This is a genomic window from Exiguobacterium sp. s193, assembly GCF_018618755.1.
Taxonomy (GTDB): Bacteria; Bacillota; Bacilli; order Exiguobacteriales; family Exiguobacteriaceae; genus Exiguobacterium_A.
The window spans coordinates 183,312-206,409 of record NZ_JACSMR010000003.1 but is presented as its reverse complement, the minus strand read 5'-3'; the positions used below and the strand labels follow the sequence as shown (position 1 = coordinate 206,409).

20 protein-coding genes and 2 riboswitches are annotated in these 23,098 nt (G+C 48.4%); of the genes, 10 read left to right on the top strand and 10 right to left on the bottom strand.

Annotation, left to right across the window (positions count from 1 at the left end; translation table 11 throughout):
• The first annotated feature begins 10 nt into the window (after positions 1 to 10).
• A complete protein-coding gene (locus KNQ04_RS07025) occupies positions 11 to 994 on the top strand; it encodes a PD-(D/E)XK nuclease family protein (protein WP_214848528.1) in 984 nt (327 codons plus the stop codon).
• On the opposite strand, the gene KNQ04_RS07020 is transcribed toward KNQ04_RS07025, so the two are convergent.
• Positions 980 to 1,522: a histidine phosphatase family protein gene (locus KNQ04_RS07020; RefSeq protein ID WP_214848526.1), complete on the bottom strand. Its 543-nt coding sequence runs from the start codon at positions 1,520 to 1,522 to the stop codon at positions 980 to 982. The two genes, KNQ04_RS07025 and KNQ04_RS07020, sit on opposite strands and share 15 nt — an antisense overlap.
• Before the next feature lie 214 nt (positions 1,523 to 1,736).
• Positions 1,737 to 1,812: riboswitch (glycine riboswitch) on the top strand.
• A 161-nt stretch (positions 1,813 to 1,973) separates the two neighbouring features.
• Between KNQ04_RS07020 and KNQ04_RS07015 the strand changes: the two genes are divergently transcribed.
• Entirely contained in the window at positions 1,974 to 3,344 is a 1,371-nt protein-coding gene (locus KNQ04_RS07015) for an amino acid permease (RefSeq protein ID WP_159173172.1), read from the top strand.
• Positions 3,345 to 3,552: 208 nt separating this feature from the next.
• A complete protein-coding gene (locus KNQ04_RS07010) occupies positions 3,553 to 5,046 on the top strand; it encodes a malate:quinone oxidoreductase (protein ID WP_214848524.1) in 1,494 nt (497 codons plus the stop codon).
• Positions 5,047 to 5,107: 61 nt separating this feature from the next.
• On the opposite strand, the gene KNQ04_RS07005 is transcribed toward KNQ04_RS07010, so the two are convergent.
• The 7 genes from KNQ04_RS07005 to KNQ04_RS06975 all read right to left on the bottom strand — a co-directional run bounded on the left by KNQ04_RS07005 (position 5,108) and on the right by KNQ04_RS06975 (position 13,367).
• Entirely contained in the window at positions 5,108 to 5,650 is a 543-nt protein-coding gene (locus KNQ04_RS07005; protein ID WP_214848520.1) for an ECF transporter S component, read from the bottom strand.
• A gap of 350 nt (positions 5,651 to 6,000) precedes the next feature.
• Positions 6,001 to 7,530 carry an alkyl hydroperoxide reductase subunit F gene (gene ahpF, locus KNQ04_RS07000; RefSeq protein ID WP_214848517.1) on the bottom strand — a complete coding sequence of 510 codons (1,530 nt, stop codon included), beginning with the start codon at positions 7,528 to 7,530 and terminating at the stop codon, positions 6,001 to 6,003.
• A gap of 14 nt (positions 7,531 to 7,544) precedes the next feature.
• Positions 7,545 to 8,108: an alkyl hydroperoxide reductase subunit C gene (ahpC, locus tag KNQ04_RS06995; protein ID WP_012371860.1), complete on the bottom strand. Its 564-nt coding sequence runs from the start codon at positions 8,106 to 8,108 to the stop codon at positions 7,545 to 7,547.
• A gap of 219 nt (positions 8,109 to 8,327) precedes the next feature.
• Positions 8,328 to 9,728, bottom strand: coding sequence for a decarboxylating NADP(+)-dependent phosphogluconate dehydrogenase (gene gnd / locus KNQ04_RS06990; protein WP_214848514.1), 1,401 nt, complete (start codon positions 9,726 to 9,728; stop codon positions 8,328 to 8,330).
• A 19-nt stretch (positions 9,729 to 9,747) separates the two neighbouring features.
• Positions 9,748 to 11,094 (bottom strand): GntP family permease, encoded by a 1,347-nt coding sequence (locus KNQ04_RS06985; RefSeq protein ID WP_214848512.1) that lies wholly within the window; start codon positions 11,092 to 11,094, stop codon positions 9,748 to 9,750.
• A gap of 22 nt (positions 11,095 to 11,116) precedes the next feature.
• On the bottom strand, positions 11,117 to 12,658 hold the full coding sequence (gntK, locus tag KNQ04_RS06980) for a gluconokinase (protein WP_214848509.1): 1,542 nt from the start codon (positions 12,656 to 12,658) through the stop codon (positions 11,117 to 11,119).
• On the bottom strand, positions 12,651 to 13,367 hold the full coding sequence (locus KNQ04_RS06975; RefSeq protein ID WP_214848506.1) for a GntR family transcriptional regulator: 717 nt from the start codon (positions 13,365 to 13,367) through the stop codon (positions 12,651 to 12,653). The genes gntK and KNQ04_RS06975 overlap by 8 nt, the downstream gene beginning before the upstream one ends.
• A gap of 193 nt (positions 13,368 to 13,560) precedes the next feature.
• On the opposite strand from KNQ04_RS06975, the gene KNQ04_RS06970 reads away from it, so the two are divergent.
• The 4 genes from KNQ04_RS06970 (at position 13,561) to mmuM (ending at position 18,714) form a co-directional block, all read left to right on the top strand.
• Positions 13,561 to 14,481 (top strand): ketopantoate reductase family protein, encoded by a 921-nt coding sequence (locus KNQ04_RS06970; protein WP_214848503.1) that lies wholly within the window; start codon positions 13,561 to 13,563, stop codon positions 14,479 to 14,481.
• A 222-nt stretch (positions 14,482 to 14,703) separates the two neighbouring features.
• Entirely contained in the window at positions 14,704 to 16,110 is a 1,407-nt protein-coding gene (locus tag KNQ04_RS06965) for a polysaccharide pyruvyl transferase family protein (RefSeq protein WP_214848500.1), read from the top strand.
• A 108-nt stretch (positions 16,111 to 16,218) separates the two neighbouring features.
• Positions 16,219 to 16,320, top strand: a riboswitch (SAM riboswitch).
• An 83-nt stretch (positions 16,321 to 16,403) separates the two neighbouring features.
• Entirely contained in the window at positions 16,404 to 17,807 is a 1,404-nt protein-coding gene (locus KNQ04_RS06960; protein WP_214848497.1) for an amino acid permease, read from the top strand.
• Positions 17,782 to 18,714 carry a homocysteine S-methyltransferase gene (gene mmuM, locus KNQ04_RS06955; RefSeq protein WP_214848494.1) on the top strand — a complete coding sequence of 311 codons (933 nt, stop codon included), beginning with the start codon at positions 17,782 to 17,784 and terminating at the stop codon, positions 18,712 to 18,714. Before KNQ04_RS06960 ends, mmuM begins: the two co-directional genes overlap by 26 nt.
• A gap of 137 nt (positions 18,715 to 18,851) precedes the next feature.
• Here mmuM and KNQ04_RS06950 read toward each other — a convergent pair whose 3' ends face one another.
• The gene (locus tag KNQ04_RS06950) at positions 18,852 to 19,274 is read right to left on the bottom strand and encodes a MarR family winged helix-turn-helix transcriptional regulator (RefSeq protein WP_214848491.1); all 423 of its coding nucleotides are present in this window, start codon (positions 19,272 to 19,274) and stop codon (positions 18,852 to 18,854) included.
• A 178-nt stretch (positions 19,275 to 19,452) separates the two neighbouring features.
• On the opposite strand from KNQ04_RS06950, the gene KNQ04_RS06945 reads away from it, so the two are divergent.
• From KNQ04_RS06945 to KNQ04_RS06935, 3 genes are all read left to right on the top strand, one after another.
• Positions 19,453 to 19,908 carry a CBS domain-containing protein gene (locus KNQ04_RS06945; protein ID WP_029332115.1) on the top strand — a complete coding sequence of 152 codons (456 nt, stop codon included), beginning with the start codon at positions 19,453 to 19,455 and terminating at the stop codon, positions 19,906 to 19,908.
• A 17-nt stretch (positions 19,909 to 19,925) separates the two neighbouring features.
• On the top strand, positions 19,926 to 21,167 hold the full coding sequence (locus tag KNQ04_RS06940) for an MFS transporter (protein ID WP_214848488.1): 1,242 nt from the start codon (positions 19,926 to 19,928) through the stop codon (positions 21,165 to 21,167).
• 112 nt (positions 21,168 to 21,279) lie between these two features.
• A complete protein-coding gene (locus tag KNQ04_RS06935) occupies positions 21,280 to 21,645 on the top strand; it encodes a hypothetical protein (RefSeq protein WP_214848485.1) in 366 nt (121 codons plus the stop codon).
• 45 nt (positions 21,646 to 21,690) lie between these two features.
• Here KNQ04_RS06935 and KNQ04_RS06930 read toward each other — a convergent pair whose 3' ends face one another.
• A complete protein-coding gene (locus KNQ04_RS06930) occupies positions 21,691 to 22,851 on the bottom strand; it encodes an ArgE/DapE family deacylase (protein ID WP_214848483.1) in 1,161 nt (386 codons plus the stop codon).
• Between the last annotated feature and the right edge of the window lie 247 nt (positions 22,852 to 23,098).

Here is a 23,098-nt window from a genome sequence, read left to right as displayed (position 1 = left end):
GTCTCTACTGATGAAGCCTAATTTATTTGATTATGCCACGAGCGAACTGTCACAAGATGCTTTTTTATGTTGGCTGTTGAAGTGGGGGGAAGCGGGTCTGCATTCAGTCGATCAGGAGTTACATCGCGGTGCGACACGGTTCATACATAAAATTTTTTCACTGCACGATTACACCCTGGATGAGACAGTTCATCAGGTCCGTATCATTCGTCAATTCAAAGGGTTGGATGTATTAGCCATCATTAATGAAAAATATGCAATTTTAATTGAAGATAAGACATTCACTTCGGATCATTCCGGACAACTCGAGCGTTACTTGGAAGAAGTAAAAACGAATGTCTTAACACGAGACTGTATCCCTTTGCCGATTTATTACAAAATTGTCGAGCAGTCAAATCATCGCAGTATTTATAAAGCAGGTTATCAACTGTTCACCCGCCAAGAAATGATTCGGATTTTAGAACATGATGATCGGAAGCTTCCGAAGAATGCGATTTTAGCAGACTATCTTCAACATCTGAAGCGCCTGGACGATGAGATCAATTCGTATAAAACGCTTCCGGTCGCAAAATGGACAACGTTCTCCTGGCAAGGGTTTTATCGCGATTTACAAGACGTGCTTGATGGGAAGTGGGGTTACGTAGCAAACGCGAGAGGTGGATTTTGGGGGTTTTGGTGGAAGGGAAACAAGCAACAAAATCATTACTGGCAACTGGAAGAAACGGTATTGCGTGCAAAAATTGAAGCAAAAACAAACGATGACGTCAAAGCCTATCGTGACATGTGTATGTCTAGTCTATTAAAAGACTCTTTTGAGTATGAGTTGGACTTAAAAAGACCTAAAAGGATAAGGACGGGAAAAAATATGACGATTGCCTATCGCGAAAATTATTTACAACTTCAAGAAAACGGCTTACTCGACTTCGAGAAAACCGTTTTTGAACTCGAACGTTACGGTCGGTACAACCAATCAGTGGAATCAAAAGACATTTAACTGGTCGAAAATGAGAGCATCGTTGACTTCTTTCACGAGGAATATGTCGGGATTGCGAAGGTGTTGTCCCTGTTCAAAACCAAAAGAAGAATCGAGTGAGTGGAGGTATAGCGCAAGTAGATTGCCATGTGTGACAAGAACAGTCGTCTCAGCAGAATGAGACCAAACGTCATTCATGATATCTTGGATGCGCCGCGTTGCTTCTGCGCTCGTTTCTCCGCCCAGACACGCATAATCAAAATCAGTAAACGTCCTTTGGAGATGCTCCTGCCAATCGCTTAGTGGTTGACGACTCAGGACACGTTCGCGCAAGTCATCTTGGATTTCGATGGAACAATTTTTCTGAAAAGCAACAGCTTCGATTGATTCAATTGCTCGGCGAAAAGGGCTTGATAAGATACGGTCAACGGAATGGGATTCAAAAAAAGAAACCAATTCTTTAGCTTGTCTATGACCGTTCTCCGTCAACGGAGCGTCCGGTTCTTGTCCGGATGCTTCGCAGTGGCGGATCAAGTAAATTTTTTTCATGATAATCCTCCTGTTCGACTGTAGTAATTTACTTTTTCTAGAAAATCAACATCGATTCCTGTTTCAGTCTATGAAAGAAGAAATGAAAGAATGAATTAAAAGCATTGACAAATGATTGTAAGATTACTAGTATTAAAAACAATTCAGGTGATTATGTCACCTCAGCAACCGAATAAAAGAGAAAGCTATGATTGTCATGGGTCACACTATGGCAGGAGCAGCTTCTGGAGAGACCGTATATACGGCGCCGAAGGGTTCACAATCTCAGGCAAAAGGACAGAAGAGTACTAAATCTTGATTCTTTGAATTGGCGTCGCCAGTCAAGGGATGATTATTTGCTATTCTGATGATTTTTTTGAGATTGGACACCCGTCCAGTCTCTTTTTTTGTTGGACTGACAGAACAGTCCGGCCGGGGGAACTAGAGAAAGCATTCAAGGAGGAGTTCAGGTTTGGAACAACAAGAAGGATTGAAACGGGATTTATCAAATCGTCATGTCCAGTTGATTGCGATTGGGGGAACGATCGGGACAGGATTGTTTTTAGGATCAGGAAAGGCGATTCAGCTCGCCGGTCCGTCGATTGTATTTGCTTATCTGCTCGTCGGGATTGCGATTTTCTTCGTCATGCGGGCACTGGGAGAATTGTTATTGTCAAAAGCCGGATACGGATCATTAACGGATATCGCAGAAGATTACCTCGGTCCACGTGCCGCGTTCGTGACCGGCTGGACGTATTGGTTCTGCTGGATCATGACGGCGATGGCGGACGTCATTGCGGTCGGCGTGTACGTGAAATACTGGTTCGATATTCCGCAGTGGATTCCGGCAGTGATTTCGCTCCTGATTTTACTCGGCTTTAATTTACTGACAGTCAAACTGTTTGGGGAACTTGAATTTTGGTTCGCCTTGATTAAGGTCATTACGATTTTAGGTTTGATTGGTGTCGGGATCGTCTTACTGATCATCGGTTTCCAAACCGATTCAGGTCCTGTAACCGTCAGTAATTTGTGGCAACACGGCGGAATGTTCCCGAACGGTGTGACCGGCTTCCTGTTGTCTTTCCAGATGGTCGTCTTCGCCTATGTCGGAGTTGAATTGATCGGGGTTTCAGCAGCGGAAACGGCGGATCCGAAAAAGAACATTCCATCTGCCATCAACAAGATTCCGTTACGGATTCTGTTCTTCTACGTCGGAGCGTTACTGGTTCTCCTGATGATCAATCCGTGGACGGGACTAAATGCGACGGAAAGTCCGTTCGTCAAAACGTTCAGTTTGATCGGAATCCCGCTTGCTGCCGGCGTCATCAACTTCGTTGTCTTGACGTCTGCTGCTTCAGCCTGTAACAGTGGGATGTTCTCGACGAGTCGAATTCTGTACAACTTAGGAAATCAAAAACAAGCACCTGCTAATTTTTCGAAGCTCAACAAAAACCATGTCCCGGCAAACGCCTTGTTCATCTCGACACTCGTCGTGTCGGGCGGAGCGTTACTCAGTAAATTGATTCCGGGACAAGCGTTCAGCATCGTCACGACGATCAGTGCAATCTGTTTCATCTGGGTCTGGGGTGTGATTCTCGTTTGTCACTTGAAATACAAGAAAACACAACCGAAATTGCATGCGGCGTCAACGTTCAAAGCGCCATGGACACCGTTCGTCAACTACCTCGTCCTCGGATTGTTTGGTCTGATCCTCGTCGTCATGCTCGTCGCAGATGAAACCCGTCCGGCTTTACTCCTGACACCGGTTTGGTTTATCGGATTGTTTGTCCTGTATCAGTTGCGGATGAAAAAGCATCAAAAAGCAGAACGGCATAGTGCGTAAAAATGAGGCGCTTTTCTTCTATATAGGAAGAGAGGCGCCTTTCGTTTTCGTTGCAGCAATTCGGATGATTTTTTTAGGGACGAACACCCAATATTTTAATATATGAACGACCTGTGATAGGGTTATAATGGAAAGGTAAGTTGTCGTCATGAGAGCGCTCTATTTTTCATGGCAGGTCCATAATATCAACGGGGATAGGAAGGATATCATGAGCAGTATGCCTAAACAAACAGACGTAATATTGATTGGTGCAGGAGTCATGAGTGCGACGCTAGGGGTCTTATTAAAAGAGCTTGCGCCTGACATGACAATTAAAGTGTTCGAGAAGTTACCGAGCGCAGGGGAAGAAAGTTCGAATGAGTGGAACAATGCGGGCACGGGTCATGCCGCGTTATGTGAACTCAACTATACGACAGAGAATGCAGACGGAACGATCGATATCAGTAAAGCCGTGAAAGTAAATGAACAATTCCAACTGTCACGCCAATTTTGGTCGCATCTCGTCAAAGAAAACGTCTTACCGAATCCGGAAGAATTCATCATGCCGATTCCGCATATGAGTATGGTCGAAGGAGCGGAAAACGTCGAGTTTCTGAAAAAACGATTGGAAGCGCTATCAGCGAATCCACTCTTTAAAGGAATGGAATTTTCCGATGATCCGGAGCAGCTGAAGCAATGGATTCCGCTCATCATGGAAGGGCGGACGTCACCGGAACCAATCGCTGCAACAAAAATTGATTCCGGGACAGACGTCAACTTCGGAGCGCTGACACGGATTTTATTCACGCACCTCGCAGGACAGGGCGTTGAAATCAATTATGGGCACGGCGTCGAAGACTTGAAACGAGTCGACGGCGGCTGGGAAGTCAAAGTCAAAAACGAACAGGACAACCGGATTGAACATCATACGGCGAAGTTCCTCTTTATCGGCGGCGGTGGCGGCAGTCTGCCATTGCTCCAAAAAACAGGGATTCCCGAATCAAAACAAATCGGCGGATTCCCGGTCAGCGGTCTGTTCCTCGTCTGTAAAAATCCGGACATCGCGGAACGGCACCATGCAAAAGTGTACGGGAAAGCGAAAGTCGGAGCACCTCCGATGTCGGTCCCGCATTTAGACACACGGTACATCGATGGGCAGAAATCACTGTTATTCGGACCATTCGCCGGGTTCTCACCGAAATTCCTTAAGACTGGTTCGAATCTCGACCTGCTCGCGTCCGTCAAACCGAACAACGTCTTGACGATGCTTGCTGCCGGAGCAAAAGAAATGGGCTTAACGAAATATTTGATTGAACAAGTGCTGCTTTCGACAGAACAACGGATGAACGAGCTGCGTGAATTCATTCCGAACGCCAAAACTGAAGACTGGGATGTCGTCGTCGCGGGACAACGCGTTCAGGTCATTAAAGATACACCACAAGGAAAAGGGACGCTTCAGTTCGGGACGGAAGTCGTCAGTGCGGCGGATGGATCCGTTGCGGCCTTACTCGGTGCGTCACCGGGGGCTTCGACCGCTGTTCCGGTCATGCTCGAAGTGCTCGAAAAATGTTTCCCGGATCAAATCGACGGTTGGACAGCTAAAATCAAGCAGATGATTCCGTCATACGGAACATCGCTTGTTGCGCACCCGGATCTGTTTGACGAAATCCATGCGGAAACGACCGAGACACTTAAATTAACAGCCGCACAACCGATTCATTAAAAACGACAAATGAAAAAGCCCTGTTTCCTAATGTGTTAGGAGACAGGGCTTTTCATGTGGATTATCCGCGCTGGCGGAAAAATGCTGTTTTCTTTAAGGCTGCGCTGACCGGAATCGCAACGAGGATTCCGACGACGTTTTGAACGAGGTTACCTGGGATTGAAGCAACAGGAGCGACCCAGTTACTATAAAGAATCCCTTCACAGATATAGTAAACGCCAAGCATGAATGGAACAGAAGCAATCATTGCAAGTACGTTGACACTGACATTCGTTGCTTTACGACCATATGTCCAGGCAATATAACCGACAACGAAACCTTGCAGACCACGTCCGACGAATGAGAACGGAGCCCAAAGTGTCCAGCCTGATACGATATCGAAGAGTCCCATTCCGACTGCCCCGGCAATCATGGCAGTTCGCGGTCCGAACAAGAGGGCGATAATGAACAACATCGCCGTCCCCATGTGGACAAGTCCGCCGTTCGCTGCGATTGGCAATTTAATATTAATAAAGAATGTTGCGACAAAAACAAGTGCAATCGACATCGAAGTGATGACGAGTTGCCGGGTACGAGTGCTTGAATACGGTGTTGCGTTTTGCATGAGTCAGACCTTCTTTATAATAGATTTTGAATAGCTTAAATCTATCAAAATACTGGACTAGCTAAAAGTGTCAATATCGAACAATTTATAGGGGTCAGTTTGAATCTTAATCTTTACTAATGAAAGTATAGACGTAAAAGAGGAGTTCCCGTGACTTCTACGGGAAAAGCGTGTTTACACGCTGTCAGAGGCAGGTGAGACCCGGTTTTAAGACCTGTTGGTCGTAAAAGCCGCGGCTTGCGCCTCGCCCGAAAAAAGTACGGGAAAAATCCTCTTTAGTTGATGGAGCTTCTGTTCATACTAGATTTTGCAATCAAAAAACGCCTTGCCGAAGCAAGACGTTTAAACGATTAATTACGAATCATATGATCGAAGGCACCAAGTGCAGCTGTCGCGCCTGAGCCCATCGAGATGATGATTTGTTTATACACACTATCGGTACAGTCACCTGCTGCGAACACACCAGGGACATTCGTCGCACCATGACGGTCGACGAGGATTTCACCGAATTTGTTGCGTTCCACTGTATCACCAAGCCAGTCCGTGTTCGGCACGAGACCGATTTGGACGAAGACACCTTCCAGCTCAACGTGTTGTTCGACGCCTGTTTCACGCTCGACATACGTGATGCCGTTTACTTTATCCGTCCCCGTGATTTCCTTCGTCTGCGCGTTTGCGACGACCGTGACGTTCGGAAGACTTGCGAGACGGTTTTGTAAGACTGCATCTGCCTTCAGTTCAGGTGCGAACTCAAGGACCGTGACGTGTTTGACGAGACCTGCGAGGTCGATTGCCGCTTCGACACCGGAATTACCGCCGCCGATGACCGCAACACGTTTTCCTTCGAAGAGTGGACCATCACAGTGTGGGCAGTAGGCGACACCTTTGTTCTTAAACTCAAGTTCGCCTGGGACACCGACGTTACGCCAGCGTGCACCTGTCGACAAAATCAACGTTTTCGTTTTGAGGACCGCACCATTCTCAAGTTCAAGCTCAACGAGGTCTTTTTTCTCAAGGCGAGTAGCCCGTTGTAGGTTCATGACATCAATGCCATACTCCTTGACGTGCTCTTCAAGACTCGCGACGAGTTTCGGACCTTCCGTGTACTTCATGCTGATGAAGTTCTCAATGCTCATCGTATCCATGACTTGTCCGCCGAAACGTTCTGCGACAATCCCAGTCCGGATGCCTTTACGTGCTGCGTAAATCGCGGCACTTGAACCGGCAGGACCACCACCGACGACAAGAACGTCGTACGGATCTTTGTCAGCGAAATCGGCTGCATCTGTACCCGTACCGAGCTTCGCCAGAATCTCTTCGAGTGACATCCGTCCGTTCCCGAATGCTTCGCCGTTGACGAAGACGGTCGGGACAGCCATGATTTCTTTTTGCTCGACTTCTTCTTTGAACGCGCCACCGTCAATCATCGTGTGACTGATGTTCGGGTTGAGGACGCTCATGACGTTCAAGGCTTGGACGACATCCGGACAGTTGTGACAGCTGAGGCTGATGTACGATTCGAAGTGATACGTCTCTTTGATGCCTTTGATTTGTTCGATGACAGGCGCATCGATCTTCGGCGCACGACCACTGACTTGGAGCAAAGCCAAGACGAGTGACGTGAACTCGTGACCGAGCGGAATCCCTGCGAACGTGATTCCACTCACTTCACCAGCGCGATTGACGCTGAAGCTCGGTGTCCGGGCGAGCGTCGCCTGTTCGATGCTGATGCGTGGTGACATACTCGCGATTTCTTCGACGAGTTCGCTCATCTCGAGTGAGACGGAGTCCGTCCCGGCGCTGACGGCGAGGACGATGTCTCCTTCTAACAAGTCGAGGTATTGAGCGAGTTGTGCTTTAATATCTGCTGCTAAAGCCATCTCAAATCCGCTCCTTAAATTTTCCCTACGAGGTCAAGGCTAGGTGTGAGTGTTGCAGAACCCTCTTCCCATTTCGCCGGGCACACTTCACCTGGGTTGTTGCGTACGTATTGTGCTGCTTTGATTTTGTTGACGAGTGTACTTGCGTCACGGCCGATTCCACCAGCGTTGATTTCAACTGTTTGGATGACGCCGTCCGGATCGATGATGAACGTTCCGCGATCAGCAAGTCCATCTTGTTCGTTTAAGACTTCGAAGTTACGTGAGATGACGTGTGACGGATCACCAATCATGACGTACTCAATCTTACCGATTGTTTCTGAAGTTTCGTGCCAAGCTTTATGTGTAAAGTGCGTATCTGTTGAAACGGAGTACACTTCAACGTCAAGCGCTTTGAGTGTTGCGTATTGGTTTTGAAGATCTTCGAGCTCAGTCGGGCAAACGAATGTAAAGTCTGCTGGGTAGAAACAAACGACACTCCATTTTCCACGAAGGTTAGCGTCTGTAAGATCGACGAACTCTCCGTTGTGGAATGCTGATGCACTAAATGGTTTTACTTCACTTCCGATTAAAGACATGATAAAAATCCTCCTGTTGGGTTCTATTTAAGAATCTGTTCTAGTCGTTAAGAATAACTGTACTTATCACACTAGAATAATTCTAATCTAATACTAATTTCATATAGTGGGCTAGTTTTGTCAAGGTATAACCTGTAATTTCTTATTTCAAGAAATGAATTATGAACAAAAAAAGAACTCCATCTCCCTGAATGAAACAGGGTGATGGAGCTGTATAAGTCATTGCCATTCGGTATGGAACGTTCCTTCGCGATCGGTCCGGGCATATGTGTGGGCTCCGAAATAATCACGTTGTGCTTGCAGGATGTTGGCATTCGAATTCGCTGTTCGGTAACTGTCGTAATACGTCAGTGACGTGCTGAGACACGGAGAGGCAAGACCTGTGAGCGCACCTTCTGCGACGACTTGGCGGAGCGACGTTTGATACGCCTGCACCTTGTCCGCGAAGTACGGCGCGAGCATCAAGTTGTCGAGAGCGGCGTCCGTTGCAAAAGCTTCACTGATGACATTGAGGAACTCGGCACGGATGATACACCCGCCACGGAAAATCAAGGCGATTTCTTCAAGGCGTAAGTTCCAGTCATACAGTTCAGATGAGGTCCGGTACTGGGTGAAGCCTTGTGCGTAAGCCGCGATCTTACCCATGTAGAGTGCTTGGCGGATGCGTTCGATCCAGACGTCTTTGTCGAGCGCTGGACGGGCTTCCGGTCCACCGAGGACAGAGGCGGCAGCGACACGTTCTGCTTTGACGGCAGAAAGATAACGGGCGAAGAGGGCCTCCGTAATGATAGAGGAAGCAATCCCATTATCAATTGACTGCAAGCTCGTCCATTTGCCTGTACCTTTTTGACCCGCTTGGTCGAGGATGACGTCGATCAGGGGAAGACCCGTCTCGTCATCTTTTTTCCGTAAAATCTCAGCCGTGATTTCAATCAGATAACTTTTTAACTCCCCGTCGTTCCAAGAGGAGAAGATATCAGCGATTTCTTCGACATCGAGTCCGAGGCGGACACGGAGGAAGCTGTAGGCTTCTGCAATTAACTGCATGTCAGCGTACTCGATTCCGTTATGGACCATCTTGACGAAGTGTCCGGCCCCTTTAGGTCCGATGTAGACACAACATGGGTCGCCGTTCACTTGTGCTGCGATTTTTGTCAAAATCGGTGCGACTTGATCGTACGCTTCTTTTGTTCCGCCCGGCATGATGGCAGGGCCGGTCCGCGCACCAACTTCGCCACCTGAGACACCGACACCGATGTACTCGATGCCCTGCTCTTTTAGTTGATCAAAGCGTCGTTCCGTATCGAGGAAGTGGGAGTTCCCACCGTCCATGATGATATCGCCTGTCTCAAGGTGCGGGATAAGCGAATCGATGACGGAATCGATGGCACTTCCCGCCGTGACCATGACAAAAATCTTGCGTGGACGCTCGAGTGAGCGGACGAATGCTTCGACGTCATAGTACGGATGAAGCGGTAACCCTTCCCGGTTTGCGACGAGTTGTTCCGTTAAGTCTGGTGTGTAGTTATAGATAGCGACGTTTTCATCATGGCTCGCCATGTTCATGGCGATGTTTCGTCCCATGACACCAAGGCCGATGACTCCGATCGAATTTAGCATAGTGTAACGACTCCTTTTTTTAGACGACGAGACTGAGGAGGAGGACGAATCCAAGTCCGAAGACGGAAATGATTGTCTCAAGCAACGTCCACGTCGCGAAAGTTTCTTTCATAGTTAAACCAAAGTATTCTTTGAACATCCAGAACCCGGCATCGTTGACGTGCGAAGCGATTAAGCTACCAGCACCAGTCGCAAGTACGACGAGTGCGAGGTTGACGTCTGATTGACCGAGGAGCGGGATGACCAGTCCGGCTGTCGTCAGTGAAGCGACCGTTGCTGAACCGAGTGAAATCCGTAAGATTGCGGCAATCAACCAAGCGAGTAAAATCGGTGAGAGCGATGTATCAGCAAAGAGTTCAGCGACATATTTACCGACACCTCCATCGATCAAGACTTGTTTGAAGGCACCACCACCACCGATGATGAGTAACATCATTCCGATTTGTGTGATCGCTGTCGTACATGAATCCATGACGGTTTTGATTGGGATATTACGTGCAAGTCCCATCGTGTAAACTGCGACGAGTAACGAAATCAACATCGCTGTTGAAGCATTCCCGATGAACTGGATGGCAGAAAGGACCGCATTGCCATCCCAGCCGAGCGTTTTTTGTAACAATGTCAAAATCGTGGCGATCGACATCAAGAGCACCGGTAGCATCGCTGTGAAAACACTGATCCCGAATCCAGGTGTCTCGCTTAAATCAAATTCTTTTTGTTCGCCGAGTGACGCGATGTTACCTGTTTTTTTGAATGATTCTGGCACAAGCCGTTTCGCGAGTTTCGTAAAGAGTGGTCCAGCGATGATGACCGTCGGAACCGCGACGATGAAACCGTATAGCAGAACTTGACCTAAATCGGCTCCGTATTCACCCGCGATGACGGTTGGACCAGGGTGAGGCGGTAAAAAGCCGTGTGTAACAGAGAGTGCTGCGACCATCGGAATCCCGAGATAGAGAATCGAGACGCGAAGTTGACGTGAAATCGCGAAGACGATTGGAATCAATAGAACGAGTCCGACTTCGAAGAATAATGCAATCCCGATGATGAATGAAGCGACGACGACTGCCCATTGAATGTTCTTTTCCCCAAATTTCGCGACGAGCGTCATCGCGATTCGCTGTGCACCACCGGCGTCAGCAATTAATTTCCCAAGCATCGCACCGAGTCCGAAGATTAGCGCGAGGTGACCGAGTGTTCCGCCGAGACCGGCTTCAATCGTCGTGACGATTTGGTCGAGCGGCATTCCGAGTAGTAAAGCGACGACGAACGAAACGATGATTAATGAAACGAATGTGTTTAATTTCAACCCCATGATTAAACCGAGTAACGTGATGATCCCAATGGCAACGATGACTAACGGCATGTGACTTCCCCCAAAAGATAAATTAGTTTTCTTGCTGAATCAAGCTACGTTGATACTGTGCGATCCGCCGATGGTCGGCTGAAAGCGTCCGTGCCAAGCTGATGAAGATTGGTAGCAATTGACGGTATTCGTGCATTGCTTCTTCATTCGGCACATGACGATGTGTTTCCCCAATCATCTCAGCAGCTACTTCGAATGAATCGACTTCCCCAGTCGCATACAATCCGAGAATACAAGCCCCGAGACATGAACTTTCAAAACTTTCTGGAATGACGACTTCCGACTCAAAGATGTCGGCCATCATCTGACGCCACACTTCAGATCGAGCGAACCCCCCGGTTGCTTGAATTCGTGTGACAGGACCATCCATACATTCGATCAAGGCTAAGAAGACGGTGTACAGGTTGTAGATGACACCTTCTAACGCAGCACGAATCATATGTTCTTTTTTATGTGACAACGTCAATCCGAAAAATGAGCCGCTGACGTCCGGATTCCAGAGTGGTGCCCGTTCGCCCGACAGGTACGGATGGAACAACAGTCCGTCTGAACCCGGTCGGACGCGTGCCGCGATTTTCGTCAAGACCGCATACGGGTCCATCCCGAGCCGTTTCGCTGTCTCGACTTCAGATGACGCGAGCTCATCACGAATCCAGCGTAAGACCATCCCGCCATTGTTGACCGGTCCACCGATGACCCAGTGCTTTTCGGTCAAGGCGTAACAGAACGTCCGTCCCTTTTCGTCCGTCTGCGGGCGGTCGATGATCGTCCGGATCGCACCACTCGTCCCGATTGTGATGGCGATCTCGCCCTTACGGATGGCATTGACGCCGAGGTTCGATAGGACACCGTCACTGGCGCCGATCATGAAAGGTGTTGCCGGATCAAGTCCGATTTGTTTTGCGTATTCTGGATTGATATCTGAATACTGTGTCGTCGTCGGAACCGGTTCTGATAATTTTGAAGCATCGATGCCGGCGATCCCTAAGGCTTTCGAGTCCCACTTCATGTCATGGATGTTGAACAATCCCGTCGCCGATGCGAGTGAATGATCAATCACGTAACGTCCGAACAGACGCTGGAAGACGAATTCCTTGATGCCGATGTATTTTTTCGTCTGCTCGGCAATTTCCGGCCGGTCTTCGACGAGCCAAAAGATTTTCGCGAGAGGGGACATCGGGTGGATTGGTGTACCGGTCCGGTGATAGACGTCGTTTCCATACTCTTCCTTAATCCGGTTCGACCAGGCTTCACTTCGGCTGTCTGCCCAGGTGATGCAGGCAGTCAAGGGTTGATCGTCCTCGTCGATGGCAATCAAGCTATGCATTGCACTACTGAAAGCAACGAATTTTGGTTTTTGGTTCGGATGCTGCTTCGTCAGCAGTCGGATCGTTTCGAGGACGGCGTGGAAAATTTCTTCCGGGTCCTGTTCAGCAGTCGAACGGTTTGGTGTGTGGAGCGGGTAACCGACGTTCGTCTGACCAACGACTTCTCCTTTTGTCGTAAAGAGGACGGCTTTCGTACTCGTCGTCCCGATATCGATTCCTAACATGTATTCAGTCATGTGGTTCGACTCCTTTCGTCATCATCTGTTGCGATTGCCATAAATCTTCGACTTCTTGGACATCGTCGAAGTTTTGGTGGAGAGACGTGACCATCCGTTCGCGGTCTCCGGTTTCGATGGCTTCAATATAAAGTGCGTGGTTGGCGATGATTCGGTCGAAATCCTCCATTTGTCCTTCGAAGCGGGTCCGCATCGATAAGAGGATGAAACTTTCCATGACCGGTTTTAAGTTCTGCCAAATCATGCTGACATAACTGTGGTCAATCGACCGGATGATTGTCTCGTGGAACAAAACATCTTGATATGAAAATTCGTCGGCATCATTAAACTTGATTGCGACTTTCATCATTTCAAGAATCTTGCTCAGTTCGCGGACGAGTTCGTGACGCTCCATCCGAACGATACGCTCAAAGACAAACGTCTCGATTAACAGACGGACGTCATAAATCTCGCGGATATCTTTTTCCGACAAGCCGACGACGACGGCCCCCATGCGCTCAAGCCGGATGATCCGTTCAGCAGCGAGAACTTTTAAAGCGTCGCGAACGGGCGAACGACTGACGGAAAAATCCGTCGCTAACTTATTTTCGGAAAGGACGGTCCCTTGCTCAATCTTTCCGGAAATGATGCGCATCCGGAGCTCATGGGCGACACGGTCTCCGGTTGATGCTTTCGATAACCATTTAATCGGGTATAAGAAATCAGACATAAAAATCACCTGCTTTGTTTTATGAGTATACTTGTATACAAGTAGTATAAACGACTGAATCCAAAATGCAAGCGCTTCAATGAAAACGCTTTATTTCTTTTAGTTTACATTCGTATTACCATCAGTATGATAGGATGTAGGAAATAATTTTCAGAGAAAAATATGCTGTTCTTTAGACGAAGGAGGAGACATGATGAAGATTTTAGTCGTTGGTGCAGGGGCTGTCGGAGGATATTTCGGAGGACGCCTAGCAGAAAAAGGGGAAGACGTGACGTTTCTCGTCCGTGAGAGACGGGCGAAGGAGCTGGAGCGAACGGGTCTTGAAATCGTCAGTCCACACGGAGACGTATCGTTGACGCCACGACTGATTCAAGTCGGGACAAAAGAAGTGTTTGACGTAGTCATCGTGTCGACGAAAGCGTACCATCTGAAGCATGTCATCGGCGATCTCGAAGGATTTATCGGACCAGATACATATGTGTTGCCGGTTTTAAATGGGATGCAACATGTCGAACAACTCGTCGCTAAATTTGGCGAGACGCGTGTTCTCGGCGGCTTATGCTTCATTGAATCGACGCTTGACGCGACGGGACGTGTCATTCAGACGAGCCCTGCGCATCAACTTGTATTTGGCCCAAGAGATGGGGACTGGACGGATAGCTTGCTTAAGGTGAAAGAAGCACTAGCAGGAACAAACGCATCCATCAAGCCGTCAGACGAAATCATGCGAGACATGTGGCAAAAGTATCTCTTCATTACGACGTTTTCCGGAGTGACCTCGCTGTTTCGGACACCAATCGGTCCGATTCGCGACGATGCAGCAGGGAATCGAGTCATCCGGAACGTCTTACAAGAAGCAAAACAGGCCATGGAACGGCACGGCGCGATATTTATACAAGATATCGAACAGGAGCAGGAAAAACGGATGCATCAAATGGCCCCTGATATGAAGTCATCCTTGCAACGGGACATGGAAAAACAAGGCATGGTCGAAGCAGACCATCTGTTTGGTAACTTAATAGAAGGAGCGGAACAAACGATGTACCCGACGTTACGGATGATTCACACCAATTTGAAAATCTATGAACGTTTGCAAAGTGGCGTCTCCGTGTAAGGAATTAGTGCGATTTTTACTATACTGGTAAAATTAAGTGAGTTTGTTAATCCGTTTTTTGGTTAGTTGCAACTGAACTTTAGCTGAATCTCAGGGACAGAGCATTGACTTCCTTACTAGAATTCATCTATTCTTAATAAGATTGAAAAAACCATCAATATATTGTGTAGTGCCATTTGGATATAAAATTGAACAACAGATGTGAGAGGGGATTTAAATTACATGAAACGTATTATCATTCGCGCCGGTATGACACCGTTCGAACAGTTCGACGCTGAATACATGATGAAAGAAAACTCAATCGGGGGGAACGTCGGGAACTTGATCTATCAGTACAGTATCTTCCGTACATTGATGACAGAAGGAACGACGATCACACCTGACTATTACTACTACGATGAAGAGCGTGCAGACGAGATCAACGAAAACTTCGATCTTTACGTCATTCCACTTGCGGATGCATTCCGTCAAGAGTTCGCACCATCGCTCCGTAAGTACACACGTTTGATTAAGAAATTAAAAATTCCGGTCGTCGTGATCGGTGTTGGTCTCCGTGCGCCATTCGAGCCGGACTTAAAAGGTGGATTCCCGTTCGACGAGGATGTGAAAGCATTCGTCAGCGCAGTCCTCGAACGTTCAAGCATCATCGGACTTCGTGGTGAAATCACGTCGAAATACCTGACACGCCTCGGTTTCCGTGAAGGCATCGACCATAAAGTCATCGGTTGCCCATCGATGTATGCATTCGGTCGTGATCTCAACATCCGTGAGACAAACATCACGAAAGATTCGATGATCAGTGTTAACTCGTCACGTCTTTCGCCGAAAAACGTCCTTGATTTCATCACACGTGGAATGGAAGAGTATCCAAACCACTACTTCATCCCACAATGGATGAAAGAATTGAAGTTGACGTACACAGGAACACATCCGATCGCGGATCTTTCTGTCACGAACTATCCGGTTAAAATGTCTGACCCGACATATATGAACGACCGTGTTCGTTTCTTCTTGAACGCTCAAACGTGGTTCGACTTCCTCAAAGAAGCTGACTTGAGCTTTGGTGCGCGTCTCCACGGAAACATCACGGCGACACTCGCTGGAACACCAAGTATTTTGATTCCAAAAGATGCACGGATGCGTGAATTGACGGATTACCACCAATTGACTCACATCTGGGCGAACGATATCACGGCAGACACACGTCTTTCGGACATCGTCGAAACAGCAGACTTCCAAAGCCCGGCGCGGATTCAAGCGAAAAACTTCGACAACTTCGTCGATTTCTTGAATACAAACGAATTGGAGCACATCTACCAAGACACGAACTACCCAGAGAACGTGCCGTTTGATCGTGAAATGGCGAAAACAGAACTTCTCCCAGCGGTTAAACCGATTACAGGAATCAGCATGGAAGAAGCAATCGCTCGTTTTGAATCATTCTTCCCAGAAGAAGAGAAAAAAATCGCTGCGATCCAAAAACGTGATAAAGATAAAGATAAAAAGATTAAGACATTACAAGGTAAACTCAACAAGCAGACGAAGATGGTCAAACATCAAGAAGGTACATTGAACCGTAAAGCGGTTCGGATGGCACTTAAGACAGCCGATCTCTTCGCGAAGAAATAAAAATAAGACGTCTCCTGCCAATACGGTAGGAGACGTTTTTTTTGAATTCTATTATCTGAATTGTGTTGACAATTAAAAATAGGACTGCTACTGTTATGAAAAATTACATTCTTATCCAGAGAGGTGGAGGGACTGGCCCTTTGAAGCCTCAGCAACAGGTCGAAAGATACTGTGCTAATTCCTGCGGGTGTTGCGCCCGATCGATAAGCGCTCTTGATGTTATCGACCGACGCACCCTGTCTGTACAGGAGTGCGTTTTTTTTTTATTGAGCTAGAAAGAGGAGTGGTGGAGGATGGAGCAAAAAACAACATTTCGACGGAAGATGGAGTCCCGTCATATCGTCATGCTGTCGTTAGGTGGCGTCATTGGAACAGGGCTGTTCCTGAGTACGGGGTACACATTAGAGCAAGCGGGTCGGGTCGGGACGATTTTGTCCTACTTGCTCGGGGCACTTGTCGTTTATCTCGTGATGCTTTGTTTAGGGGAACTCGCTGTACATATGCCGGAAACCGGTGCCTTTCATAGTTATGCGACGAAGTACATTGGACCGGGAACCGGCTATACGGTCGCTTGGCTTTACTGGCTGACCTGGACGGTGGCGCTCGGGTCCGAATTCACGGCAGCAGGTTTATTGATGCAACGCTGGTTTCCGGACGTGCCGGTCTGGTTATTCAGCGGATTGTTCGTCATCATCATTTTAGTGATTAATGTACTGACAGTCCGTGTGTTCGCTGAAGTCGAATTTTGGTTTTCCGCCGTGAAAGTCATGACAATCATCGCCTTCATCGTGTTAGGGGCAGCAGCAATCGTCGGTTTTATTCCGCTGGCGTCAGGCGAAGCAGCCCCCTTGTTCGGACCATTGACGGAAGGGGAGCTCTTCCCGAACGGTGCCTTCGCGATTTTGATGACGATGCTCGCCGTCAACTTTGCTTATTCCGGTACAGAACTGATTGGTGTCGCGGCAGGCGAGACGGTTGATCCGAAGCGGACGATTCCTCTGGCCATTCGGACGACGATTGCCCGACTGGTCGTGTTTTTTGTCGGCACGATCATCGTCTTGGCGATTTTACTGCCGTCGGATGCAAATGGAGTGCTTGAGAGCCCGTTCGTCGCTGTCTTCGAACGGATCGGGATTCCGTTTGCGGCAGACATCATGAACTTTGTCATCTTGACGGCGATCCTGTCCGCAGCGAATTCCGGATTGTATGCCGCGTCGCGGATGCTCTGGTCACTGTCAGATCAACGGATGATTTCACCATTTTTTGCTCAATTGAGTCCAAACGGTGTTCCGACACGTGCCGTCATGTTCAGCATGCTCGGCGGATTGTTTGCACTACTATCGAGTGTTTACGCAGCGGAAAGCGTGTATATCGCACTCGTTTCGATTTCAGGACTCGCTGTCGTCGTCGTTTGGATGAGCATCAGTGCTTCGCAATATTTCTTCCGGCGGCGTTACTTGAAAGAAGGAAACGACGTGCAAGACTTGGTGTACCGGACACCATTTTATCCAGTCGTCCCGATTGTCTCCTTTTTGATTTGCCTGCTGTCGCTGATCGGAATTGCCTTTGATCCGACGCAGCGTATTGCCTTGTATTTTGGAATCCCGTTTATCGGTCTTTGTTATCTCGTGCATCACCTGACGAAAAAATCACAGAAACGGAGTGTGGAAGATGTCAAAACAGAAAAATCCAGTTGAAGCCTTACTTAACGAAAAACCGTTTATTTTACTTGATGGGGCGCTCGCGACAGAACTGGAGCGGCACGGGAGTGATCTCGCCGATCCACTCTGGTCGGCACGGGTCTTGGTCGAAGAGCCGGAGCAGATTCACCGCGTCCATGCTGACTATTTTCGAATCGGTGCGGACTGTGCCATCACCTCGAGTTATCAAGCAAGTTTGCAAGGGTTTAAACAACGGGGAATCGGGACGGATGAAGCGATTGAACTGATCAAGCAGACGGTCTACTTGGCGCAACGTGCACGTCAAGAAGTCGCCGGAGCCGGGACACGATCGTTGATTGCCGGATCAGTCGGTCCGTACGGGGCGTATTTGGCAGATGGATCAGAATATGTCGGACACTACGGCGTCGATGATGCGACCCTTGAGAACTTTCATCGTCCCCGAATCGAGGCGTTGATTGCGGCAGGAGCAGATCTACTGGCATTCGAAACGATTCCATCGCTTCAAGAAGCAACCGTCCTGTTTCGGATATTAGAAGAATTTCCGGAACACTCGGCCTGGCTCGCCTTTTCACTTCGCGATGCGGAACACATCAGTGAAGGCACGACAATTGCGGATTGTGTCGCAGCAGTCGGCCGCCATCCGCAACTCGCTGCGCTCGGGGCAAACTGCTTTCCGGCGTCGATCACGACAGATTTCGTAACGGGATTGAAACGGCTGACGGACGTGCCAATCATCGTTTATCCGAATTCGGGGGAACAGTATGATCCTGTCGAGAAAACATGGTCTGGTGAATCGGTATGTACAGCTTTTGATGAAGTTGCCAGTGAGTGGTATGCGGCAGGGGCACGCTTGATTGGTGGTTGTTGCCGGACGACACCGGAACAAATTGAACGAATTCATGACGCAATCGAAAGAACGTAATTTTTCTGAAATCAATCGTAGTGCCGGACGGTTCCGCCATGTATGCAAGAAACGCCGATGAACTCGTTTCCCATACGGAGTCATCGGCGTTTTTTATCCCTGTTCTTCTCGTTCATGACGTCTTGAGACGTATCTGGTCACCGTTCCCGTAGTTCACGGTTAAATTGTTGGAGCAATCGTCCGAATGTTTCCGCATCATCGCCTGACCAGTCTGTCAGTAAGCGTTCGATGCTCGCGAGGCGTGCCGTCCGGTAAATCGTCAGTTCTTCTTGCCCAAATGAAGTGATGTGGTAAAAGAAAGCACGGCCATCTGATTCATCGCGCACTTTTTCGACCAATTTCTTTTGATCGAGTGCTGCCGCTTGTCGGCTGACGGTAGAGACGTCAAGTTGCAATTCGCGTGCCAACGTCTTCACCCCGACTGGACCAGACTCGGACAGTTGACGCAGTAACAAATAGGACGCGCGATCTAAATTTCGATTATCGGCCGTCGCTGTCGTCAAACGACGAATCAGAATCGCAAGTTCTAGTTCAATCACTTCGAGTGCTTGATCAGACATGTTAATCCCCTCTTTTCCTAAGTTCTTCATGTTTCCCATCATTACGCAAGGACTTAGCCCCTGTCAATGAGAGGTCAGGAAACTTGACAGTTCTTTAGTTGTATTATACAATCATTTTTGTTATTTAATTGCATCATACAACTTATTTATTCAGAATGCACACAAAAGGAGAATTCCGATGAAAGCTTATGAATCGATGAAACAAGAAGTGATCACAGTCCACGAAACAGACGTCATCCGCCATGTCGTCGAACGTTTCATCCAATCCGGAATCAGCGGTGTTCCCGTCATCAATGACGAGAGCGAAGTCGTTGGGTACATCAGTGATGGTGACATCATGCGGGCGATTGGAAAGCACAAAGACATCATCGTCGATACGTTTTTATATGTAGATGTCATCAAAGGGGATGAAGAAGATTATGATGCACGGGTACGTCACATTCTGAACCGTCCGGTCATGGAGATGGCACGCCGGAAAGTCGTCACGGCAGACGTCGAGACGGAGATGGAGGAAATCGCAGCGACGCTCGGTTCGAAACGGATTAAAAAATTACCGATTTTAAAACAAGGAAAGCTTGTCGGAATCATCAGTCGGGGCGACGTCATCCGTCACTCCTTTAAACGGTTCTTATAAGAGAAAGAAGGGACAATATGGCACTTGCCAATAAAACAACGACGCTTGCGCCGGAAACGGTGTTAGAAGAAAGCAAGCATGGATTATTCCACCAACCGATTGCCGTGTGGGCAGTATTTTTTGCGAGTATCACGGCATTCATGGGGATGGGGCTCGTCAATCCGGTTTTACCGACGATCGCTGATAATTTAGAAGCCTCAAAAAGTGAAGTTACGCTCTTATTTACAAGTTATAATGCCGTCATGGCATTCGCAATGCTGATCACAGGTGCGATTTCATCACGGATTGGTCAAAAAGGAACATTGATGTTAGGCATTGCCGTCATCGCGCTCGTCGCTGGATTTGCATCGCAAGCCGATAGCATCTGGACGCTTGTCGCCTTACGTGGCGGCTGGGGGCTTGGGAATGCCTTGTTCGTCGCAACGGCACTTGCAGCCATCGTCTCCCTTTCGTCAGGCGGGACAGCAAAAGCGATCATCTTATATGAAGCAGCCGTTGGTCTTGGGATTTCGATTGGACCACTCCTCGGAGGGACACTCGGTTCGATCACATGGCGTGCACCATTCATGGGTGTCGCGACAATCATGGTCATCGCCTTCCTCGTCTTGTTGTTCTTGATGCCAAAACCAGTTGCGACAACGACAGCACCACGGCAAAAAATTTCCTTGCTCGCACCCTTCCAAGCGATGAAACACCGGTCGCTGTTGACACTCGGAATCGTCGCAGCACTTTATAACGTCGGTTTCTTTACGATCATGGCCTATGCGCCGTTCGTCATGAAACTGCCGGCACAAGGTCTTGGATTCGTTTTCCTTGGCTGGGGGATGTTGCTCGCAATCACGTCTGTCTTGACAGCACCGAAGTTAAAACAATGGCTTGGAACGATTAAAGCGATGGTATTGATGCTGTTACTGTTCGCCGTTCTCTTACTATTGATGGGGATTTTTACGGAAACACCAGCTGTCGTCATCGTCTGTGTGATTCTTGCCGGGGCAGTACTCGGTAATAACAACACACTCATTACGACAGCCGTCATGGATGCGGCACCAGTCGAACGTTCGACCGCATCTGCTGCATACAGCTTTTTACGTTTTCTCGGGGCAGCCATCGCGCCATTCATGGCCGGTAAATTGGCTGAAATCTTTAACGCAAACTTACCGTTTTACGTCGGGAGCGGATTCGTCCTACTCTCTGTCGTCATCATCGGGGTCAATCTCAAACACATCCGTCACATCGATACAATCGATAGCGGGCATTGATGTAAACTAACATCCTTTCTTCTGCAGAAGCGGAAGAGAGGATGTTTTTGGTTAGGTCGACAAAAAAGATGATCGTCGCTTACGATAGAAGAAAACAGGATGTGGGAAATGAATGGAACATACGATTGCTTTCATCGGGTATGAAGGGAAGGTCGAATGGCGTATTTTACAGGTCGACCGTCTAGAAGAACGACTAGAAATCGACGTCGTCCTATCGCAATCGGACAACCGGACCAGTCATCGATGCAGTCTGTCGTTTACTGAATATGACCGGTTTGCGCACGATTTTTTAACGGTCCATGAGCAACTTCGTGGGTTTGTGACGTATACGCAAGCGGATTTTCACATGACGTTGATCTATCATCGTCTTGGTCACGTCTCGATTGAACTCGGATGGAAGGGTCAAAACACAATCACGCTGCAAAGTGATCAGAGTTACCTCGGACAAGCGCTTGCCAGTATCGGGGTCTATACGTAAAAACCGCTCGAGTCTTCGAAAGAGAAGGCACGAGCGGTTTTTTGCTTAACCAAGACGTTCAAGTGCGATTTGCTTACATAACGCAATCGTTTGGAAATATTCCGACAGGGGAATCGATTCATCGACTTGATGGGCGAGACGGAAGTCGTGGAACGAAGCGACGGCAATCGGGAATGACTGGCTGGCTTGACTGAACATGGCCCCGTCCGTCCCACCCGGAATCGCAACACGGCGGGCCGGGTGACCCGTGATGGTTTCCATGTGTCGTGCAACTGTTTCGAGAAACGGAGCATCCGCATCGGTCTCACACGAAGGAATCTCTTTGATGACACGCAGGGTCATCGCGAACGTCGGATCTTCTTTAAGCAGATGTTGTTCGATATGCGCAAAAGCTTCTAGAATCTCGGCGCGTCCGAATCCGGGAATCGTCCGAATGTCCATGTAAAAGGAAGCGTTACTCGGGATGACGTTCAGACCTTCTCCACCTTGAATCGACGTAATCGAGGCGACGACAGGACCGAGTTCCGGATGGCGGTTGTCGGTTATCGTGAAACGATCCGACTTCACTTCCTGAATGACACGATACAGGTCATCGATGGCGTTTTTGCCGAGTTGCGGCGCTGAACTATGAGCCCCTTTACCGACGCACGTCACTTCGATCCCGACGACACCTTTTTGAGCATACCCAATCATCCCGCTTGTCGGCTCCGTGATCAACAGCGCATCTAAATCGTCGGCGTCACCACGTTCCGTCAAATGCTTCGCCCCAGTCATACCATTTTCTTCATCAGACGTAATGAGCAGTTTGAGATGATTGGGTCGGTCGGCACAGTCCTTTAACTCGATCATCGCATTGACCATTGCCATCACACCAGACTTCATATCGGACGCGCCACGACCGTAAATCTGTCCGTCTTCGATTTCACCACCAAAAGGTTGTTTTGTCCAACCGGTCGTTTGGACAGGTACGGTATCGAGATGACCCGAGAAGCCGATGGTTTTCGGGTCGACCGCCATGTCGTTCGCTGGAAGGGTCGCGACGAGGCAAATCCGTTTTGGCGCGACCTCAATCCACTCGGTCTCGATTTCATGAGTGGTCAAGTAGTCATAAACGAAACTCGCGACGTCTTGTTCCCCGTCGAGCGGATTAACGCTCGGAATTTGCAGGCAGTGTTGCAGTGATTCGATTTGTTGTTGTTGTGTCATGGTGATTCCTCCTTGATTTACATTCACTAGAGTATTCCCTGAAAAAAAGTCTTTCAGGAGATAAACAAGCGAGGAGAAAATTTAAAAGCGCGGTACTTCTTAGAATCAAATGGTCCGTTTTTAAGAGGATGCGTCAAAGGGCTGTGGTCGAAAGGCGCAAACCGTTGATTTAATAAGTCGAAGGACATACGAAAAAGAGGAGGACGATTCGTAATCGTCCTCCTCCTTATTTAGATGCTGCGATGCG

Excerpts from the sequence above, each read along its gene's own strand:
- KNQ04_RS07025 (WP_214848528.1), top strand. The coding sequence starts at position 11 with ATGAAGCCTAATTTATTTGATTATGCCACGAGCGAACTGTCACAAGAT.
- KNQ04_RS07020 (WP_214848526.1), bottom strand. The coding sequence starts at position 1,522 with ATGAAAAAAATTTACTTGATCCGCCACTGCGAAGCATCCGGACAAGAA.
- KNQ04_RS07010 (WP_214848524.1), top strand. The coding sequence starts at position 3,553 with ATGAGCAGTATGCCTAAACAAACAGACGTAATATTGATTGGTGCAGGA.
- KNQ04_RS07005 (WP_214848520.1), bottom strand. The coding sequence starts at position 5,650 with ATGCAAAACGCAACACCGTATTCAAGCACTCGTACCCGGCAACTCGTC.
- ahpF (WP_214848517.1), bottom strand. The coding sequence starts at position 7,530 with ATGGCTTTAGCAGCAGATATTAAAGCACAACTCGCTCAATACCTCGAC.
- ahpC (WP_012371860.1), bottom strand. The coding sequence starts at position 8,108 with ATGTCTTTAATCGGAAGTGAAGTAAAACCATTTAGTGCATCAGCATTC.
- gnd (WP_214848514.1), bottom strand. The coding sequence starts at position 9,728 with ATGCTAAATTCGATCGGAGTCATCGGCCTTGGTGTCATGGGACGAAAC.
- KNQ04_RS06985 (WP_214848512.1), bottom strand. The coding sequence starts at position 11,094 with ATGCCGTTAGTCATCGTTGCCATTGGGATCATCACGTTACTCGGTTTA.
- gntK (WP_214848509.1), bottom strand. The coding sequence starts at position 12,658 with ATGACTGAATACATGTTAGGAATCGATATCGGGACGACGAGTACGAAA.
- KNQ04_RS06975 (WP_214848506.1), bottom strand. The coding sequence starts at position 13,367 with ATGTCTGATTTCTTATACCCGATTAAATGGTTATCGAAAGCATCAACC.
- KNQ04_RS06970 (WP_214848503.1), top strand. The coding sequence starts at position 13,561 with ATGAAGATTTTAGTCGTTGGTGCAGGGGCTGTCGGAGGATATTTCGGA.
- KNQ04_RS06965 (WP_214848500.1), top strand. The coding sequence starts at position 14,704 with ATGAAACGTATTATCATTCGCGCCGGTATGACACCGTTCGAACAGTTC.
- KNQ04_RS06960 (WP_214848497.1), top strand. The coding sequence starts at position 16,404 with ATGGAGCAAAAAACAACATTTCGACGGAAGATGGAGTCCCGTCATATC.
- mmuM (WP_214848494.1), top strand. The coding sequence starts at position 17,782 with ATGTCAAAACAGAAAAATCCAGTTGAAGCCTTACTTAACGAAAAACCG.
- KNQ04_RS06950 (WP_214848491.1), bottom strand. The coding sequence starts at position 19,274 with ATGTCTGATCAAGCACTCGAAGTGATTGAACTAGAACTTGCGATTCTG.
- KNQ04_RS06945 (WP_029332115.1), top strand. The coding sequence starts at position 19,453 with ATGAAAGCTTATGAATCGATGAAACAAGAAGTGATCACAGTCCACGAA.
- KNQ04_RS06940 (WP_214848488.1), top strand. The coding sequence starts at position 19,926 with ATGGCACTTGCCAATAAAACAACGACGCTTGCGCCGGAAACGGTGTTA.
- KNQ04_RS06935 (WP_214848485.1), top strand. The coding sequence starts at position 21,280 with ATGGAACATACGATTGCTTTCATCGGGTATGAAGGGAAGGTCGAATGG.
- KNQ04_RS06930 (WP_214848483.1), bottom strand. The coding sequence starts at position 22,851 with ATGACACAACAACAACAAATCGAATCACTGCAACACTGCCTGCAAATT.